17 protein-coding genes are annotated in these 16,656 nt (G+C 69.0%); 7 read left to right on the top strand and 10 right to left on the bottom strand.

The features are described from left to right. Nucleotides 1–324: 324 nt before the first annotated feature. Both ALI144C_RS37865 and ALI144C_RS37860 read right to left on the bottom strand, forming a co-directional pair. Entirely contained in the window at nt 325–1,047 is a 723-nt protein-coding gene (locus ALI144C_RS37865) for a hypothetical protein (RefSeq protein WP_076992009.1), read from the bottom strand. 90 nt (nt 1,048–1,137) lie between these two features. Then, nucleotides 1,138–1,740 (bottom strand): TetR/AcrR family transcriptional regulator, encoded by a 603-nt coding sequence (locus ALI144C_RS37860; protein ID WP_076992008.1) that lies wholly within the window; start codon nt 1,738–1,740, stop codon nt 1,138–1,140. 41 nt (nt 1,741–1,781) lie between these two features. On the opposite strand from ALI144C_RS37860, the gene ALI144C_RS37855 reads away from it, so the two are divergent. Both ALI144C_RS37855 and ALI144C_RS37850 read left to right on the top strand, forming a co-directional pair. After that, nucleotides 1,782–3,074 carry an MFS transporter gene (locus ALI144C_RS37855; RefSeq protein ID WP_076992007.1) on the top strand — a complete coding sequence of 431 codons (1,293 nt, stop codon included), beginning with the start codon at nt 1,782–1,784 and terminating at the stop codon, nt 3,072–3,074. Between the two features lie 90 nt (nt 3,075–3,164). After that, on the top strand, nt 3,165–4,292 hold the full coding sequence (locus ALI144C_RS37850) for a hypothetical protein (protein ID WP_076992006.1): 1,128 nt from the start codon (nt 3,165–3,167) through the stop codon (nt 4,290–4,292). Between the two features lie 116 nt (nt 4,293–4,408). On the opposite strand, the gene ALI144C_RS37845 is transcribed toward ALI144C_RS37850, so the two are convergent. From ALI144C_RS37845 to ALI144C_RS37830, 4 genes are all read right to left on the bottom strand, one after another. After that, nucleotides 4,409–5,182, bottom strand: a complete 774-nt coding sequence (locus tag ALI144C_RS37845) for an SDR family NAD(P)-dependent oxidoreductase (protein ID WP_076992005.1) — start codon at nt 5,180–5,182, stop codon at nt 4,409–4,411. An 8-nt stretch (nt 5,183–5,190) separates the two neighbouring features. Further along, on the bottom strand, nt 5,191–5,433 hold the full coding sequence (locus tag ALI144C_RS37840) for an acyl carrier protein (RefSeq protein ID WP_237774504.1): 243 nt from the start codon (nt 5,431–5,433) through the stop codon (nt 5,191–5,193). Nucleotides 5,434–5,496: 63 nt separating this feature from the next. Further along, nucleotides 5,497–6,714, bottom strand: a complete 1,218-nt coding sequence (locus ALI144C_RS37835; protein ID WP_076992003.1) for a ketosynthase chain-length factor — start codon at nt 6,712–6,714, stop codon at nt 5,497–5,499. After that, nucleotides 6,711–7,979, bottom strand: a complete 1,269-nt coding sequence (locus ALI144C_RS37830) for a beta-ketoacyl-[acyl-carrier-protein] synthase family protein (protein ID WP_076992002.1) — start codon at nt 7,977–7,979, stop codon at nt 6,711–6,713. Before ALI144C_RS37830 ends, ALI144C_RS37835 begins: the two co-directional genes overlap by 4 nt. A gap of 151 nt (nt 7,980–8,130) precedes the next feature. Here ALI144C_RS37830 and ALI144C_RS37825 point away from each other — a divergent pair, with 151 nt between their 5' ends. Further along, complete coding sequence (locus ALI144C_RS37825; protein WP_076992001.1) at nt 8,131–8,862, top strand: SDR family NAD(P)-dependent oxidoreductase; 732 nt, start codon at nt 8,131–8,133, stop codon at nt 8,860–8,862. Here ALI144C_RS37825 and ALI144C_RS37820 read toward each other — a convergent pair. Together ALI144C_RS37820 and ALI144C_RS37815 are read right to left on the bottom strand one after the other, a co-directional pair. Beyond that, on the bottom strand, nt 8,840–9,601 hold the full coding sequence (locus ALI144C_RS37820; RefSeq protein WP_076992080.1) for an AfsR/SARP family transcriptional regulator: 762 nt from the start codon (nt 9,599–9,601) through the stop codon (nt 8,840–8,842). The two genes, ALI144C_RS37825 and ALI144C_RS37820, sit on opposite strands and share 23 nt — an antisense overlap. A 23-nt stretch (nt 9,602–9,624) precedes the next feature. Then, nucleotides 9,625–10,419, bottom strand: coding sequence for an AfsR/SARP family transcriptional regulator (locus tag ALI144C_RS37815; RefSeq protein WP_076992000.1), 795 nt, complete (start codon nt 10,417–10,419; stop codon nt 9,625–9,627). 171 nt (nt 10,420–10,590) lie between these two features. Between ALI144C_RS37815 and ALI144C_RS37810 the strand changes: the two genes are divergently transcribed. Genes ALI144C_RS37810 through ALI144C_RS37795 form a run of 4 tightly spaced genes read left to right on the top strand, consistent with a single transcriptional unit; the run spans nt 10,591 to nt 14,017 of the window. Beyond that, the gene (locus tag ALI144C_RS37810) at nt 10,591–11,409 is read left to right on the top strand and encodes an AfsR/SARP family transcriptional regulator (RefSeq protein WP_076991999.1); all 819 of its coding nucleotides are present in this window, start codon (nt 10,591–10,593) and stop codon (nt 11,407–11,409) included. A 10-nt stretch (nt 11,410–11,419) separates the two neighbouring features. Further along, nucleotides 11,420–12,313: an amino acid ABC transporter permease gene (locus tag ALI144C_RS37805; RefSeq protein WP_076991998.1), complete on the top strand. Its 894-nt coding sequence runs from the start codon at nt 11,420–11,422 to the stop codon at nt 12,311–12,313. Continuing rightward, nucleotides 12,310–13,071 (top strand): amino acid ABC transporter ATP-binding protein, encoded by a 762-nt coding sequence (locus tag ALI144C_RS37800; protein WP_076991997.1) that lies wholly within the window; start codon nt 12,310–12,312, stop codon nt 13,069–13,071. Before ALI144C_RS37805 ends, ALI144C_RS37800 begins: the two co-directional genes overlap by 4 nt. A gap of 22 nt (nt 13,072–13,093) precedes the next feature. Beyond that, a complete protein-coding gene (locus ALI144C_RS37795) occupies nt 13,094–14,017 on the top strand; it encodes an ABC transporter substrate-binding protein (RefSeq protein WP_143231101.1) in 924 nt (307 codons plus the stop codon). 73 nt (nt 14,018–14,090) lie between these two features. Here ALI144C_RS37795 and ALI144C_RS37790 read toward each other — a convergent pair whose 3' ends face one another. Together ALI144C_RS37790 and ALI144C_RS37785 are read right to left on the bottom strand one after the other, a co-directional pair. Beyond that, nucleotides 14,091–15,671 (bottom strand): FAD-dependent monooxygenase, encoded by a 1,581-nt coding sequence (locus tag ALI144C_RS37790; RefSeq protein WP_076991995.1) that lies wholly within the window; start codon nt 15,669–15,671, stop codon nt 14,091–14,093. Then, the gene (locus tag ALI144C_RS37785; RefSeq protein ID WP_076991994.1) at nt 15,668–16,639 is read right to left on the bottom strand and encodes a quinone oxidoreductase family protein; all 972 of its coding nucleotides are present in this window, start codon (nt 16,637–16,639) and stop codon (nt 15,668–15,670) included. The genes ALI144C_RS37790 and ALI144C_RS37785 overlap by 4 nt, the downstream gene beginning before the upstream one ends. Between the last annotated feature and the right edge of the window lie 17 nt (nt 16,640–16,656).

Here is a 16,656-nt window from a genome sequence, read left to right as displayed (position 1 = left end):
TGGTACCGGCACATCACACTGTCCATGGCCGCCGCGGCGTTTCTGGTGATCACCCGACACGCCGCGAAAAAAGGGGGCGCACAGCATCCGGCGACGGTTGCTCCATGATTCCGCTGTCCGCCAACGAGATCCGCCGCTTATGGAACCGGATCACAGCACCGGTAGTCCACACGATCCGCCACGTCGTGCACTGGTCGAACTGGCGACGAACAAGCCAGACCCGGGCCCGCATCAGCCACTACCGCAGACGCGGACATCACAACCTGTCGTTGCAGTACTAAGGACGAAGTCCCACGACAGCCCTCAGCCCCGGTAGGCGACAGGTCAACCCGGTGGGAGGCCGGTGCGACGGTCCCGGTCGGCGAGGTCAGCGGCGTACAGCTCGACGTCTCGCAGGCCAACGCCCCGCCCGCCTGCCCGCAGCCTGCCGACCAGCGGTACCACCTCGTCGGCCCACCACCGCTGTGCCAGCTCTTGCGGCCCGACCCCGGCCAGGCCGCGGCGAAACCCCCAGGCCTCGGCGGCGTCAGCCAGCCGCGCCCAGTCCGCGGGACAGTCCAACCACAACTCGTTCCGGGTGTCATCAGGGAGCGGCACCCGGCGCAGGAACTCCCGTTCGGCCGCCTTGCTGGCCAGATGTGACAGCCGCAGGCACCACTTCGCGTAGGCGGTGGTGCAGATGCGTCGCACGATCGCCGGCACACTGTGATGTTCGCGCGCCCGGGCCACCGACACGCGATGGTGCCCGTCGACCACGAAATACATCTCGTCAAGCTGGATCAGCTCCACCCTGGGCAGCGCGATCCCGGCAGCCATGGCGTCCGCGACCGACCGGTGACGCCCCCGCAGCGCCCGGTTCACCAACCGGAAACGGGCGTCGAAGTCCCTCGCTCTCGTCACGGTGCCCACGATCCGATCGGTGCGCACGTCGTCGGGATAGACGAGCACATCGCCCTCTTGGCCCAGCGCGGCGATCGCGTCCCCGAAGACCACAGGAGCGCGGTCGTCCGGGTCGCCGCCGCGCAGGTCCCGCAACCATCCATCCATGTCGTCATTCTACCGATGACACCGACAATGTGACGAGCCATGATCACGCCACAGGCGAGCAGGCCGTAGCAACAGGACCCGTGGCGATGTTTATGACGTGAACAGGCGGTCAAGGTGATAGCGCAGCACACCAACGGCTTCCGTCGGTGTGCGCTGTCCAACCAGGACACTGGTGCCTAGTCCGTGGCTGATCGCGAGCAACCGTGCCGCTTCGGCGTTGACGTCGAGGTCGTCAGCCAGCTCGCCCGTGGTTCGCGCTTGGGTCAACGCGTCCGCCAATTGGCGTTCCAGCCTTCTCGGGCCTTCGACGAACGGCTGCTCGGCCAGGTCGGGATCGGTCATGGCCAGCACCGCGTACGACGTCCAAACCAGGTGGAATGCCCTGCTTTGGTCGCCCACGGGAAGCGCCTCGGCCACCAGGGCCTCGACGAAAGTCCGTACCGGCGTGGGGTGTGGGACATCCGCCAGGCGCGCTTGCCAACGCTTGCGGCTTTCCCGCTCCAGGTAATCGATCGCGGCGTGCATGAGACGAGCCTTGGTCTGGAAGTAGTGCTGCACCAGCCGTAGCGAAACTCCCGCCTCGGCTGCCACCGCACGCATGGTGACCGCGTGCAGCCCTTCTCGCGCGGCCAGACGCAGCAACCCGTCGACGATCTGCCCGCGGCGCACTTCATGATCCACGATCTTCGGCACTCTTTTATGATACATGTGTATCACGAAGGAGGTGTCCCGGAGTGTTGCTGGTTCTCGCCTGCGCCGCGCAGTTCGTGGTCGTGCTGGACGTGTCGGTCGTGAACGTCGCACTGCCGTCCATCCAGCGCACGCTGGGCTTCGACGAATCAGGACTGCAGTGGGTCGTGAACGCCTACGCCCTGGTGTTCGCGGGCTTCCTCCTGCTCGGCGGACGCCTGGCCGACCTCTACGGCCTGCGGCGCGTCCTGCCGACCGGGCTCGGACTGTTCGGCGCGGCCAGCCTCGCGGGCGGCCTGACCGACAGCGCCACGCTGCTCATCGCCGCACGGGCGGCCCAAGGCTTGGGAGCGGCGGTCCTCGCACCCGCCACGCTCACCGTGCTCACCACCACCTGTCCGGAAGGGCCGGGACGCACCCGCGCACTGGCGATCTGGACCGCGGTCGGACTGGCAGGCGGTACCGCGGGAAACCTGATCGGCGGGATCCTCACCGAGTACCTGTCGTGGCGCTCCACGTTGCTGATCAACGTACCCATCTGCGCCTTGGCCGTCCCCCTGGCCCTACGCGTCCTCTCGCCCGCCCCCAGGCAAGGCGCCTCGTCCCGATTGGACCTTCCCGGGGCGGTGCTCGCGACCGTCGGCCTCGCCACCGTGGCCTACGGTCTCGCTCACGACCCGGTCGTCCTGGGGATCGGAGTCTGCGCCCTCGCACTGTTCGTCGTTGTGGAAGCGAGAACGACGGCCACACCGCTGTTTCCGTTGCGCCTGTTGAGGTCACCGGCGATCTCGGTGGGCAACGTCACCATGCTCCTCGCGGGCGCGTGCCTGAATCCCATGTGGTACTTCCTGACCCTCACCATGCAGAACCTCCTGCACTACCCGGCATTGCTGACCGGGCTGGGGTTCCTGCCGCACACGATGGTGTCGATCGCCGTGGGGATGTACCTGACACCCAGGCTGATGCGTCACGTCAGCAGCCGGACGTTGGTCAGCACCGGCGCGCTCGTCGGCGCCGCGGGATTCTGGTGGCAAAGCCGCATCGGACCGGATAGTGACTACGTCTCAGGCATCCTGCTGCCCGCCGTGGTGATCTCCCTCGGCGGCGGACTGGTGAACACGCCCCTCACCACCATCGTGACCTCCGGCGTCGGCACCGCGGACGCGGGGGCGGCATCCGGCCTGATGAACACCACCAAACAGGTCGGCGGAGCACTCGGCCTCGCCGCGCTGGCCGCCTTCACCAACACCGCCACGCAGGCGTTCCTCGCCATCGCCGCGGTTCTGCTGATCGTCGCCGCCCTCGGTCGCACACTGCCCCTTCGGGCACCCGACTGAGTCACTACGGCCGTCCGAAAGGGAAATCGTTGCCGGGTGTCCAAATATAGTATCCGGACGATGCCATCTGCGGATCAATCTGGAGAAGGTATGACACAGTTCGATTCGGACCGGACCTCGCCCGAGTCTACCGACGGCCAGCCGCACCACCACGGCACTAGGCGACCCGCGACTGAGGCTGCCGGGCTCGATCAGGACCACGGCGGTACCCACAGCGGGAGCATCGATCCGGCTCAGTCCCCAGGCATTTCCGAGCAGCGCTTGCTGGCCTTGCAGCGGACCGTCGGCAACGGCGCGGTCACCAGATTCGTTCAGCGGGTACCTGGTACGAACGAGAACGTCGACGATCTCGCGGCTCAGGTCAGGCGCATGGAAGTCAGGGACAAGGCGACCCGGCAGTTGGAGGCGTTCAAAAGCGAGGTGACGCGGCGGGTGACCGCGTGGGAGATCGCGATTCTCAACATCGGATCCGCGTACTCCATCGCGGCGACCAACCACAGCAACGCCATCGCGCAGAAGAAGAAGGTCGACGCCATCAAGTCCCAGGCCATGTTCGGCGTACTGGCGGTCGCCACCGCCGGTGGCCTGTCCTGGATCAGCGCTCTTGCGACAGCGGGTGAGACAGGTCTGCTCCTCGGTGCTCTGGACACCGCCGCTCGGGCTGGTGTCGGCCAGGCGATCGGGCTGGGTCCCGCTCTCCAGCAGCGTGTTCCCACGACCGACCAGACACCCGTTTCGACCGATCCCCTGGTGTTCCAGAACGAGCGCCTCGTCCGGCTCAAGAAGTCACAGCAGGAAGCGCAGTCGACGTTCAGGTTCTACGAGGACAACTTCCGTGTCTGGAACATCAAGGAGTGGGACAATTTCGACCTCGACAAGCAGCGGGTGAGCCACACCGAATGGCTCGCGCAGGCTGACCTGTTGCGCGGGCAGGCAGAGCTGCCGCCGGTCGAGTTCATGGCTCGGGAACTCGAGCGGGGATTCTGGGCGCACTGGGCACCTGCGCTGCGCGTCTTCGAACCGGAGCCCACCGACCCGACGGGCAAGGATCTGCGCAAGGTGTACAAGTCGCCAGGCACGGCAGTGGAAGCCCGGCTCGACGAGCTGGGGATCACGAAGGAATCCGGTGTCGGCGACTTCGGCTGGTGGACGACCGACGCCGAGATCGACCAACTCATCAGCTGGGCCAACGGCTACCAGGTAAGACCATTCATGTGACGCGCACACTACCGCTGGACAGGCCACGAAGTGCTTGTGTGGCGCGCGTTCTCGAGCCGGACGACGGCGTCGGGCACCCGGCCGGTCCCGCGGAGCACGACCGCCGCGTCCGAGCTTCAGTAGTTGCCCAGGCCGCCGCACACGTTGATGGCCTGTGCGGTGACCGGCGCCGCCGAGTCGGACACGAGGTAGCCGACGAGCCCCGCGACCTCTTCCGGCGTGGTGTAGCGCCCCAGGGGGATCTTGGCGTTGAACCGGTCGAGGACCTCTCCGTCGGTGATGCCCCACACCTGGGCGTATCCCTGCCGGACCCGTTGTGCCATGGGGGTTTCCACGTAGCCGGGACACACCGCGTTGACGGTGATGCCGGTCTTGGCGAGTTCGAGCCCGAGCGCCTTGGAGAACCCGACCACCCCGTGTTTCGACGCCGAGTACGGCGCTCCGAGGACCACCCCCTGCTTGCCGCCGGTCGACGCGATGTTGATCACCCTGCCGTGCCCGCGCGCGAGCAGGCCGCCGGTGGTGAGCGCCTCGCGGGTCATCCGGAAGACACTGGTCAGGTTGGTGTCGATCACGTCGAGCCACAGCTCGTCGGTGACCTGCGCGGTGGGGCCGCCGCCGCTTCGGCCCGCGTTGTTGACCAGGATGCCCACGGGCCCGTAGCGGTCGACGGCATCACGGACGTACCTGCGGATGTCGTCAGGTGCGGTCACGTCGCACTCGACACCGTCGGCTTCGAAACCTTGTACTCGCAATGCTTTGACGGTATCCGTCACACTGCCCACCTTGCGCGCGCACAGGAATACCCGGTGCCCGAGCTCGCCGAGCTTACGCGCGACTGCCAGACCGATGCCGCTTGTCGCACCGGTCACCAAAGCCGTGGTCGTCATCGTGCCTCCTAAGACCTCGCGAGCGACAGGTTGACGAGGGCGAGGAGCTCTCCCGGGTTCGTGCTCTCGGCCAGGATGTCGTCGGGCAACCTGACGCCGTACTCCCGTTCCACCGCACGCATCGTTTCCAGCAACGCCAGCGAGTCGTAGCCCAGGTCGTCGAAGCCGGTGTCCTCGTTGCCGGTACCGAGTTCCACCGCGTCCTCGTCGGCACCCGCGACCCGCCGCATGAGCACCGCGAGGTCAGCCATGGTGAGTTGGTGCATCGCCTTCCCTCTTTCCGTGGATTCCGCCGTTTCAGGGCCGGAGGCGGGTCAGGCCGCGCGAACGACCATCGCCGAGTTGAAGCCGCCGTGACCGCGGGCGAGCACGAGCGCGGCCGTCACCGGCACGTGTCTCGGCTTGCCGATCACCAGATCCATGCCGTAGTGCCGGGGCACGTCGGAGACGTACCCCGCGGGTGGGATGACACCGTCGCGGATCGCCAGCAGGGCGGCTGCCACGTCCAGCGGAGCGCCACCGGAGTAGAGACGGCCGGTCATCGCCTTGGGCACCACGACGGGCACACCGTCCACACCGAACACCGCCGTGATCGCACCGGCCTCGGCCATGTCCAGGTCCGGCACGCCGTAGCCGTCGGCGAAGACGACGTCGACGTCGCCCGCGGCGAGGTCCGCGTCGGCCAGGGCCAGCTCAATCGCCCGGCGCAGGCCCGGTTGCCGACCGCTGTGCACCGGTGGGTCGAACGTGGCCGCGTAGCCCGCGATCTCGCCGTACACCGTGCCCGCGGCACGCGACCGGGCCGACTCCGCGCTCTCCACTACGAGGATCGCCCCGCCCTCACCGGGAACGAATCCGCTGGCGTCGACGTCGAACGGCAGGTACGCGCGGCGAGGGTCGGCCTGGGAGCTGAGCCGGCCCCCGGCGATCTGCGCCACCCAGCCCCATGGGCACAGCGCGCCGTCGACGCCTCCGGTGACCACCAGATCGGTTCCCCTGCGCACGTACCGCCGGGCCTGCGCGATCGCGTCCAGGCCGCCGGCCTGGTCGGCGACGAGCACGCTCGCCGGCCCGCGCAACCCGTGCATGATCGAGATCTGGCCGGTGTTGACCGCGTAGAACCAGGCGAACGACTGGTACGCGCTGACGAACTGACCGCCCTTGCTCCACAGCTTCGCCATCTCCCGCTGGCCGAACTCGAAGCCGCCGGACGAACTCGCGGTCACCACGCCCATCCCGAACTCGTCCAGCTCGGCCGGGTCGACAGCGGCGTCCGCCAGCGCCATCCTCGCCGCGAGAAGGCTGAGCCTGGTCATGTGGTCGGTCTGCGGCAGCAGCCGGTTCGGGATGTGGTCCTCGGCGACGAAGTCGGGTACCTCACCGGCCAGCCGAACCGGGTACCCGGCTGGGTCGAACCGGCTGATCGGCCCGATCCCGCTCTCCCCGCGCAGCGTGGCGGCCCAGTAGGCGTCGGTGCCCAGACCGTTCGGTGCGGTCACACCGATCCCGGTCACCACGACCGGGGTGGTCACGCCGCGGCCCGGTCCGGCCGGGCGAGGACCATCGCGCTCTGAAACCCGCCGAAGCCGCTGCCGACCGTGAGCACCGTGTCGACCCGTTGCGCACGCGCCTGGAGGGGGACGTAGTCGAGATCGCACTCGGGGTCCGGCTCGTGCAGGTTGGCCGTCGGCGGGACCAGGCCGTGCTCCATGGCCAGCGCGCACGCGGCGATCTCCAGCGATCCGATGGCGCCGAGTGAGTGCCCGATCATCGACTTGATCGAGCTGACCGGCGTCCGGTATGCCTTGTCGCCCAGGCTCCGCTTGAACGCGGCTGTCTCGTGCCGGTCGTTCTGCCGGGTCCCCGAGCCGTGCGCGTTGATGTAGTCTATTGTGGACGGATCGGTGCCGCTGCCTGCCAGCGCGGCCGTGATCGCCTCGGCCAGTTCCCGGCCGTCCGGCCGCAGGCCGGTCATGTGGAAGGCGGTGGCCCTGGCGGCGTACCCGGCGATCTCGGCGTAGATGTGCGCACCACGTCGCCGGGCGTGGCCGAGTTCCTCCACCACGAACATGGCCGCTCCCTCGCCCAGCACGAAGCCGTCGCGGCTGCGGTCGAACGGCCTGGAGGCGTGCTCCGCGTCGTCGTTGCGCGGCGTGGTTGCCTTGATCGCGTCGAAGCACGCCACGGTGATCGGTGAGATCGGCGCGTCGGTCGCACCCGTGATCATCACGTCCGCCGCGCCCTCACGGACCAGGTCGACCGCGTGGCCGACCGAGTCCAGCCCGGACGTGCACCCGGTGGACACCAGGCCCGCCGGGCCTTCGGCCCCCGCGTCCACCGCGACCTCGGCAGCGATCGAACTGGGCACGAGGAAGTCGTACAGGTGTGGCACGGCGTAGGTGTGGTCCACCAACCAGTCCCGGCCGCCGTCGCTGACGACCTGGTACTCCCGCTCCAGGCTCATGGTGCAGCCGACCGCGCTGCCCACGACCACCCCCGTCCGGTACGGGTCGAGGTCGCCCGCGGGCAACCCGCTGTCCGCCAACGCCTCGCGCGCGGTCACCACCGCGAACTGGGTCGCCCGGTCCATCCGGCGCCGCTCCCGCGGGGTCAGGCCGTGCTCGGCCGGGTCGAAGTCGGCCTCGGCGGCGACCTGGGAGCGGAACGAGGAGGCGTCGAAGAAGGAGATGCCGCGGGTCGCGGTCCGCCCGGCGCGGATCAGCGCCCAGAACGGCTTGGCTCCCACACCACCCGGTGCCACCACCCCGATCCCGGTGATCACCACGCGCCTGTCCATTCGCCCTCCGTTTCTCGGCACAGCCCCGAGAATCGCAGCAGCGGGTCGAGAAAGGACCGCACGTCGGCTATAGCGCCACCTTTCGCCGTTCTCGACCGCAGGTCCAGCCAACCCGGCGCAGGATGGGCGGGACGTCAACAAGGAGGCGGTCATGCTGCTGGACGGACGTGTCGCCGTCATCACCGGTGGTTCGAGGGGACTCGGCGCGCAGATCGCCGCGGTGTTCTGCCAAGAGGGCTGCCGCGTCGTGTGCGCGGGCCGCAGCGACGAGCCGTCGGACGAATCCACCGGCCACGAGCGGATGATCCACCACAAGGTCGACGTGCGCGACGCGCAGTCGGTGCGGGAACTCATGGCCAAGGCACGTGACCACTTCGGACGGTTGGACGTGCTGGTTGCCAACGCCGCGGTGAGCCTGCCCGGGTTCGTCGAGACCGCGGCCGCCGCGGCGTGGGCGGACACAGTGGACACCAACCTGACCGGGACGTTCCACTGCGTCCAGGCCGCGATCCCGTACCTGGCCGACGCGGGCGGCGGCCGGATCATCACCCTGTCGTCGGCGCTGGCCACCCGGATCGCCCCGGGCTCGTCGGCGTACTCGGCCACCAAGGCCGCGATCGAGGCGTTCACCCGGATCGCGGCGGTGGAACTCGCGCCGCGGTCGATCACGGTCAACTGCCTGGCCCCGGGGTTCATCGACGCCGGAATGGGTCGTCAGCTCAGCGCCGACACCACCGTCTGGCCGCAGTACGAACGCAGGTTGGCCATGGGCCGGATGGGCGGGGCCGACGAGGTGGCCCGCGCCGCGGTGTTCCTCGCCGGCCCGGACAGCTCCTACGTCAACGGGCACGTGCTCGAAGTCAACGGCGGCCTGAACTGGTGATGTCGCGCAGCACCCGGTCGTCCCGGTGGATCGCCGCACGCAGCCGCCGGATCCGCGGCGACGGCGTGAGCGTCTCCTCGGCGAGCGCCGACGCGAGCGTGTCGTAGACGCCGATGGCCTCGTCGCGCCGCCCGGCCTGGTGCAGCGCGAGCATGGCCTGCGCGTGCAGGTTCTCGTTCAGCGGGTACTCCGGGAGGAGCAGCCGCAGTTCGCCGACGAGCCGCTCGTGCCTGCCCAGGCGCAGGTCCGCGTCGACCCGCTGTTCCAGCGCGGTGACCCGGCTCTCCGTGATCCCCGCCAGCCGGGCGCGCAGGACCGGCCCGGCGGAGACGTCGGCCAGTGCGGGGCCGCGCCACAGGGCGAGCGCGTCGGACAACATCGTGGCCGCCAGGTCGTACTCCCCCGATGCCTTGGCGGCGAGCGCGTCCCGTACCAGCGTGGTGAACCTGTCGGCGTCGAGTTCCCCGTCATCGGCGTGGAACCGGTATCCGGAGTCGCGGGTGACCAACCGCTGCGGCAGGCCCTGCCTGCGCAACTGCATGACGTAGGTCTGCACGGTTTGCACGGCTGTGCGTGGCGGGTTGTCGTCCCACAGTTCCCGCACGCACGTGTCCGTCGTGACGGACTCGTTGGCGTGCAGGACGAACAACGCGAGCAACTGCCGCTGTTTCGGCGGCCGTGGCACGTAGCTCACGCCGTCTTCCGTCACCACCAACGGCCCCAGGACTCCCAGTCTCATCGTGTCCTTCCCGCCTGCCTCGGTCACACCGCCAACTGGGGTACCGCGTCCAGTGCCGGGTCTCCGCGCAGGATCGCCTGGTGCATTTCGCTGAGCTCGGCCGTGGGAGCGACGCCCAGGTCGGCCCGCAGCCGCCGGACCACGGTCCGGTACGTCTCCAGCGCCTCGACCTGCCTGCCGGACCGGTAGAGCGCGAGCATGTACTGCGCGTGCAGTGTCTCGTTCACCGGATGGTGCCGCACCAGGGCCGTCATCTCGCTGAGCAAGTCGTGGTGGTGGCCCAGGCGCAGCTCCGCGGCCAGGCACCACTCCTGCGCGGCCAGCCTGACCTCGGCCAACCGGGCGACCCACGTGGCCAGCACAGGACCGGCGACCACGTCGCACAACGCGGTCCCTTGCCACAGGCTCAGGCCCGCGCGCAGGTGCCGGACCGCGGTCTCGTCGTCCCGCTCGGCCAACGCCACCCGGCCGAGGGACACGTGCCGGTGGAACTCGGCGGCGTCGAGCCGACCGGGCTCGATGTGGAACACGTACCCCGGGTCCCGGGTTTCCAGCACCATGTGCGCGTTGGCACTCGACCCGATCGACGGCACGGAGGCCAGCGCGTTGCGCGAGTGCATCACGTAGGTGTGCAACGTCGTGCGCGCGGTTCGCGGCGCACGCTCGGGCCACAGCTCGGCCAGACAAGTCGAGACGGACACGGCCGTACCCGCGTTCATCAGCAGCAATGCGATCAGCTGCCGTTCCTTGGGCGCGGTGGGAAGATACGATCGACCAGCCTCGGCGAGGCGGAACGCGCCAAGAACACTAATCTCCATGGATTCTCCAGCGATCGTGGACTGCGTGCCGCCACTGTAATGAGCCTCGACTTCGCTGCGCTTTCACCGCGTCAGAAATGGTGGACGAAAGCGGCACGCAAGCGAAGCGACAGAAGGCCGTGTCACGCTGACGCGCCAAAACACCGGCTGGCCGCCTTAATGGAGGCATTTGTGAAGTTCGGCGTACTCGGCCCCATTCAGGTGCTTGACAACACCACTTCCCACGCGCCGAGCGCGCCGAAACAATGCCAGCTCCTCGCGTTTCTGCTGACGCACGCGAATCAGGTCATGCCGTTGGCCGACTGCATCGAAGAGTTGTGGGACACGGACCTGCCGTGCAGCGTGATGCCCACGTTGCAGACGTACGTCATGCACCTGCGCCGCGCGTTGCGCAAGACCAGCGCACCCGACCGGTTGGTGACACGGGGGCAGGGGTACGTCTTCGTGGTCGAGCCAGGCGAGCTGGACCTCGAGGTGTTCGACACGCAACTGGCGTCGGCTCAGGAAGCCGTTGGCCGGGACGACGAGCTGGCTTCCGGGCTGCTGTCCGACGCGCTGGCGCTCTGGCGGGGAACCGCGCTCGCCGGGGTCACCACCGGGCCGATCCTCCAGATCAAAGTGGCCGAACTGGGGGAACGCCATCGGGCCGCGGTGGAGCAACGCGTCGAGATCGACCTGAGGCTGGGCAGGCACCACGAACTGCTGGGCGAACTGGCGAGCCTGGTGGCCACGCACCCCCTGAACGAGAACTTCACCCGGCAGTACATGCTGGCGCTGTACCGCTCGGGCAGGCAGTCCCGGGCCCTGGAGGCGTTCCGGCACCTTCGGCACCTCCTGGCCGAGGAGTACGGCCTGACGCCGTCACCCCGGATCCAGCGACTCACCCAGGCCATCCGCGCGGGCGACCCGGCGCTGGACGTACCGGCCCACCCCGCGTCGCGGCTCACCATCGACCTCTTCGCCGCGCCCGTCCCCCTGGGAGTGTCCTAGGCCTGGGACCATGAGCACCGTGCAGATCGTCGAACACGACCGGGAGCGGCCCCCGGCGATCCGGGCGGTGCCCGTGCGCAGACCTGGCCGTTGGATCGCGACCGGCCTGGCCGTGGCGGTCGTCGCCGTCATCGTGTACTCGGTCGTCACCAACCCGGCGTTCCAGTGGGACGTGGTCGGCCGGTACTTCACCGCCGAAGCCGTGCTGAACGGGCTGGTGAACACGTTGTGGCTGACCGCCGTCGCCCTGGTCGGCGGGTTCCTGCTCGGCACGCTGCTTGCCGTCATGCGCCTGTCGGGCAGCCCGGTGCTCGCCATGATCAGCCGGTTGTACGTGTGGTTCTTCCGTTCGACGCCGCTGATGGTGCAGCTGTTGTTCTGGTACAACATCTCGCTGCTGTACCCGCGGCTGTTCGGGTTCGACACCAGGAATCTGATCAGCGGGTTGATGGCCGCGGTGATCGGGCTCGTGCTGTACGAGGCCGCGCAGGCCGCCGAGATCGTCCGCGCGGGCATCCTGTCGGTGGACCCCGGCCAGCGGGAGGCGGCGAACGCGCTCGGCCTGTCCAGGACGCGGGTGATCTGGCGAATCGTGCTCCCACAGGCGATGCGGGCCATCGTGCCGCCCATGGGCAACCAGACGATCGGATTGCTCAAGGGGACTGCGATCGTGAGCACGATCGCCGTACACGACCTGCTGTTCGCCGTACAACTGATCTACAACCAGAACTACCAGATCGTGCCGCTGCTGCTGGTGGCCACGCTGTGGTACATGATCCTCACCACCCTCCTGGGCATCCCGCAGTACTACCTGGAACGGCACTACGCCAAGGGAACCGACGGCGAGATGCCGCCGACCCCGGCGCAGCGCCTGCGGCGCCGGTTCGCCGGAGGTGCCCGGTGACCGCAGGCGTCTCGGTCCGCGACGTGCACAAGAGCTTCGGGCCGGTGCCGGTGCTCAACGGCGTCGACCTCGACGTCACGCCCGGCAGCGTGACGTGCCTGATCGGTCCGTCCGGCTCCGGCAAGAGCACGCTCCTGCGGTGCGTCAACCACTTGGAGAAGATCGACGCCGGGGAGATCCTCGTGGACGGTGAGCTCGTCGGCTACCGGCAGGTCGGTGACCGGCTGTACGAGCTGTCCGCCAAGGCGATCGCCCGGCAGCGGGCGAGCATCGGTATGGTGTTCCAGAACTTCAACCTGTTCCCCCACATGACCGTGCTCGAGAACATCGTCGAGGCCCCGGTGCACGCGCTGCGGATGTCCAGGGTTCAGGCTGTGGCGGCCGCCCGCGCCCGGCTGGCCCAGGTGGGCCTCGCCGAGCGGGAGTCGGCGTATCCCCGGCAACTGTCCGGCGGCCAGCAGCAACGGGTCGCGATCGCCAGGGCGCTGGCCATGCGGCCCAAGGTGATGCTCTTCGACGAGCCCACCAGCGCGTTGGATCCCGAACTGGTCGGTGAGGTACTGGTGGTGATGCGGGATCTCGCCCGCGACGGCATGACCATGATCGTCGTGACGCACGAGATGGGATTCGCGCGCGAAGTCGCGGACCAGGTCGCGTTCATGTACGACGGCGCGATCATCGAGGCAGGACCACCGGCGGAGGTCCTCAACCACCCGCGCCACCCGCGGACGGCCGAGTTCATGATGAAGGTGCTGTAACTCCCCAGAAGGGACCACAGAGGTGCCCAGAACAGCGAGAATGCGCACGGCGGCCGTACTCGTCGCGAGCCTGCTCGGCCTCGGTGCGGCAGGCTGCGGATCACAGCCCGCCGCCCCCCAACCCGGCGGCGGGCAGCCGGACATCCTCGGCGAGGTCAGGCAGGACCAGGCCGCCAGCGCCCTCGTCCCGGCCGACGTCCGGCAGGCGGGGGTGATCACGTTCGGCTCGACGGTCGGCGCGGCACCCATCTCCTTCTACGGCGAGGACAACAAGACGCCGATGGGCGTGGACATCGACATGTCCGAGGCCGCGGCCAAGGTGCTGGGCCTGCGCATCGACCGGCAGAAGGTGAGCGGCGACGCGATCCTCACCGGCCTGCGGTCCGACCGGTTCCAGGTCGCCACGGCCAACTTCGCCGTGACCGAGGAGCGCAAGAAGGTCCTCGACTTCGTCACGTACCTGCGCGACGGACCCGCGTTCATCGCGTTGAAGTCGAACAGCGTCAACGAGATCACCGACCTCATGCAGCTGTGCGGACTGAAGGTGGGCACCGGCAAGGGCTCGGCGTTCGAACGCAGGCTCAACGACGGCAGGGACAAGTGTGCGGCCAACGGCCGTCCGGCGTACGAGATCAGCACCTACGCCGACACCGCCGGGCAACTCCTCGCGCTGAAGGAGGGCCGCGTCGACGTGTGGATGAGCGCGGCGAGTGCCTTGCGCCACATGGTGAGCAAGCAGCCCGACCTCAAGTTCCTTGGCACGTACGGGTTGCAGGACGTCGGGTTCGGCATGAAGAAGGGATCCACGCTGGTCCCCGCCCTGAACGCGGCCGTGAACAAGCTCATCGACGACGGGATCTACATCCGGATCGTCCAGAAGTGGCAACTCGACGACAAGGCCGCCGTGCCGCGCTCGGAGGTCAACCCACCAGAACGCCAGAAGTAGGCCGCGTTTCACGACCCAGGCGAAAGGGCGGGCCCAGTTTCACAGTGGCCCGCCCTTCCTCCTCGTGCGGCACTCATGCGGTCCGGTGGAGAACCACACGCATGGCGTGTTCGAGGTCGGCTGCCGAATCGCTCCCTGTCGAACGCCATGCGACAAACCGGTCCGGTCGCACGAGCACCGCGCCGCCTGTACCCACTCCGTACTTCTTGTGCCATTCGGGATCGTCGATCACGTGCACCGCGATCCCGACGCCCACCCGCTCGGCCACCTCCGCCGCGGCCCGCTCCCAGCTGTGATCAGAGCCGGAATCCGAGTCGCAGAGGAGCACGAACCCCTTGCCGAACAAGGCGGTCGTGGACGTTCCGTCGGCCAGCCGGACGTAAGGGGCGCGGGAGCCGGGCCGTCCGGTCGGGGCCAAGGGGTCCTCGATCAGGGCGCCGTCGTCGCCCGGCTCGCGGACCACGGCTCCTCCGGTGGCGTAGCGGTAGCCGAACGCCTGGGTGGCCGGATCGAGCGGGACGACCGAGGTGCCGTCGGCCAGGCCCGGCTCGGCCCGCGTGACCAGAGCCGCGAACTGCTGTTCCGCGATCATCTCGGCGACCGGACGGCGTTCGGCGTCGTGGGTGGCCAACAGGCTCGTGCCTGCCTGGCCGGTGACGACGGCGGCGAGCTTCCACGCGAGGTAGAACCCGTCCATGATCGCGGTCGTACCGCCCAGTCCACCAGTGGGCGGCACGACCTTGGCCGCGTCACCCACCAGCAACACCCGGCCCGCGGTGAACGTTTCCGCCACGTCGCAGGCGAAGGCCGTCTCACCGACGTCCACGACGGCCACCTCCAGGTCGGGCAGTTCCAGGCCGGTACGGACCATCTCCGCGAAGTCGCACCCGGTGTAGTCGCCGGGATGGCGGGTGAGGCTGCGGAAGTAGCCATACCGGCCGGGAGTTCCTGTGGTGTAGAACGTGCCGCGGTTGCCCGCGCTGACCAGGTGTACGAGGGCGAACCGCCGTCCTTCGGCGACGCCGTCCAGGTGGGCCAGTTCGGCGGTGAGGTCGGCCTCGAAGAAGATCCGGAGCATGTGGCCGAGGACGCCCCGGCCGCGCAAGGCGATGCCGCTCTGGTCGCGGATCCCGCTGCGCCACCCGTCCGCCGCGACGAGGTAGTCCGCCCGCACCTGGTACTCCACACCAGACTGTCTCAAACAGACGGTTACGCCGTCGTCATCCTGCTCGTACCGGACGACTTCGGTGCCGAACCGGATCTCCGCGCCGAGCTCGACGGCCCGGTCGGCCAGTATCGGCTCGACCTGACCCTGGCTGGCCAGGCTCAGCCGCTCCGGGGTGATCTCCGGCATGTCGGCCGCGGCCACCACTGTCCTGAGCACCGGACCGGCCAGCCTGTCCGCCACGACCACGGCCAGGTCCCCCGCGCTGCGCCACCCGGCGGCCGCATGGACCCGGTCGGCCACGCCGCCGATCCGCAGGGCCTCCATGGCGTGCGGGAAGACGCCGCGGGCCTTGATCTCCTCGGCCAGCCCCGGGTGCCTCTCCACGACCAGCGCCGGGACACCGTGCGTGCCCAGGAACATCGCCGTGCTCAGACCCGCGAACCCGGCCCCGGCGATGACGACAGGGACCCGCTCCGGCGAGCTCACGGCACCAACACCACCCGGCCGAGCTGCGCCCGGTCCTCGATGATCCGCTGCGCGTCCGCGACCTCGTCGAGGGGAACACGCGCGTGCACGGCCGGTCGCAGCTGTCCGGTCAGCATGTACTCGACCAGGTCGGCGCGGGCCTTGGCGGCGCCTTCGGGGTCGCTGCCGAGCCACACGTCGAACGCCGCGCCGACCACGCACTTGAGCCCGAACAAGTCCGACACGGACAGCTGCGCCAGGCCACCGGTCGCGCCGGCGAACCCGTAGTACACCAACCGGCCGTACGGCTTCAGCAGGGCGAGGCTCGGCTGGAACACCTTGCCCTCCACGCTGTCGAGGACGACGTCCACACCACCGGTCAGCTCACGGACCTGGTCCGGCCAGCCGTCGGACTCGTAGGACACCACCGCGTCCGCGCCCTGGGCGAGCACGAAGTCCCGTTTGGCGGACGAACCGACCGTGCCGATCACGGTCCGCACGCCGTGGATCTTCGCCAACTGGACCACCAGGTGGCCGATGGCGCCCGCGGCGGCGTGCACCACCACCGTCTCCCCCGGCTTGACCTGCCCGATCTGGAGAACGCTGACGGCGACCTGCGCGGTGGACGCCAGAACGGTGGCCGCCGCGGCGTCGAACGACTCCGGGATCACCATCGCCTGTGCCGCGTCGACGACCACGTAGTCGGCATAGGCGGCCTGGACGATCCACGCGACCACGCGGTCGCCCGCGACCAGGTTGGTCACTTCGGCGCCGACGCCTTCGATCCGGCCGACGACGTCGCCGTGCGGGACGCCTGGCAGCGGGGACGGGAACGGGGCTTTGCCGCGGCGCAGCTGCGTCTCGATGAAGTTGACCCCGACCGCCTCCACCTGGATGAGGATCTCGGTGTCGGCCGGGCTGGGGACGTCGGCGTTCTCGACAAGGAGAACCTCGGGGCCGCCGTGCTCGTGGTACCGGACAAGCCGCATGGGTAGGGCCTTTCAGG

It is taken from the genome of Actinosynnema sp. ALI-1.44, assembly GCF_001984155.1.
In the GTDB taxonomy this organism is placed as follows: Bacteria; Actinomycetota; Actinomycetes; order Mycobacteriales; family Pseudonocardiaceae; genus Kibdelosporangium.
The sequence above is the reverse complement of the archived record's forward strand: the minus strand, read 5'-3'. Positions and strand labels throughout refer to the sequence as shown.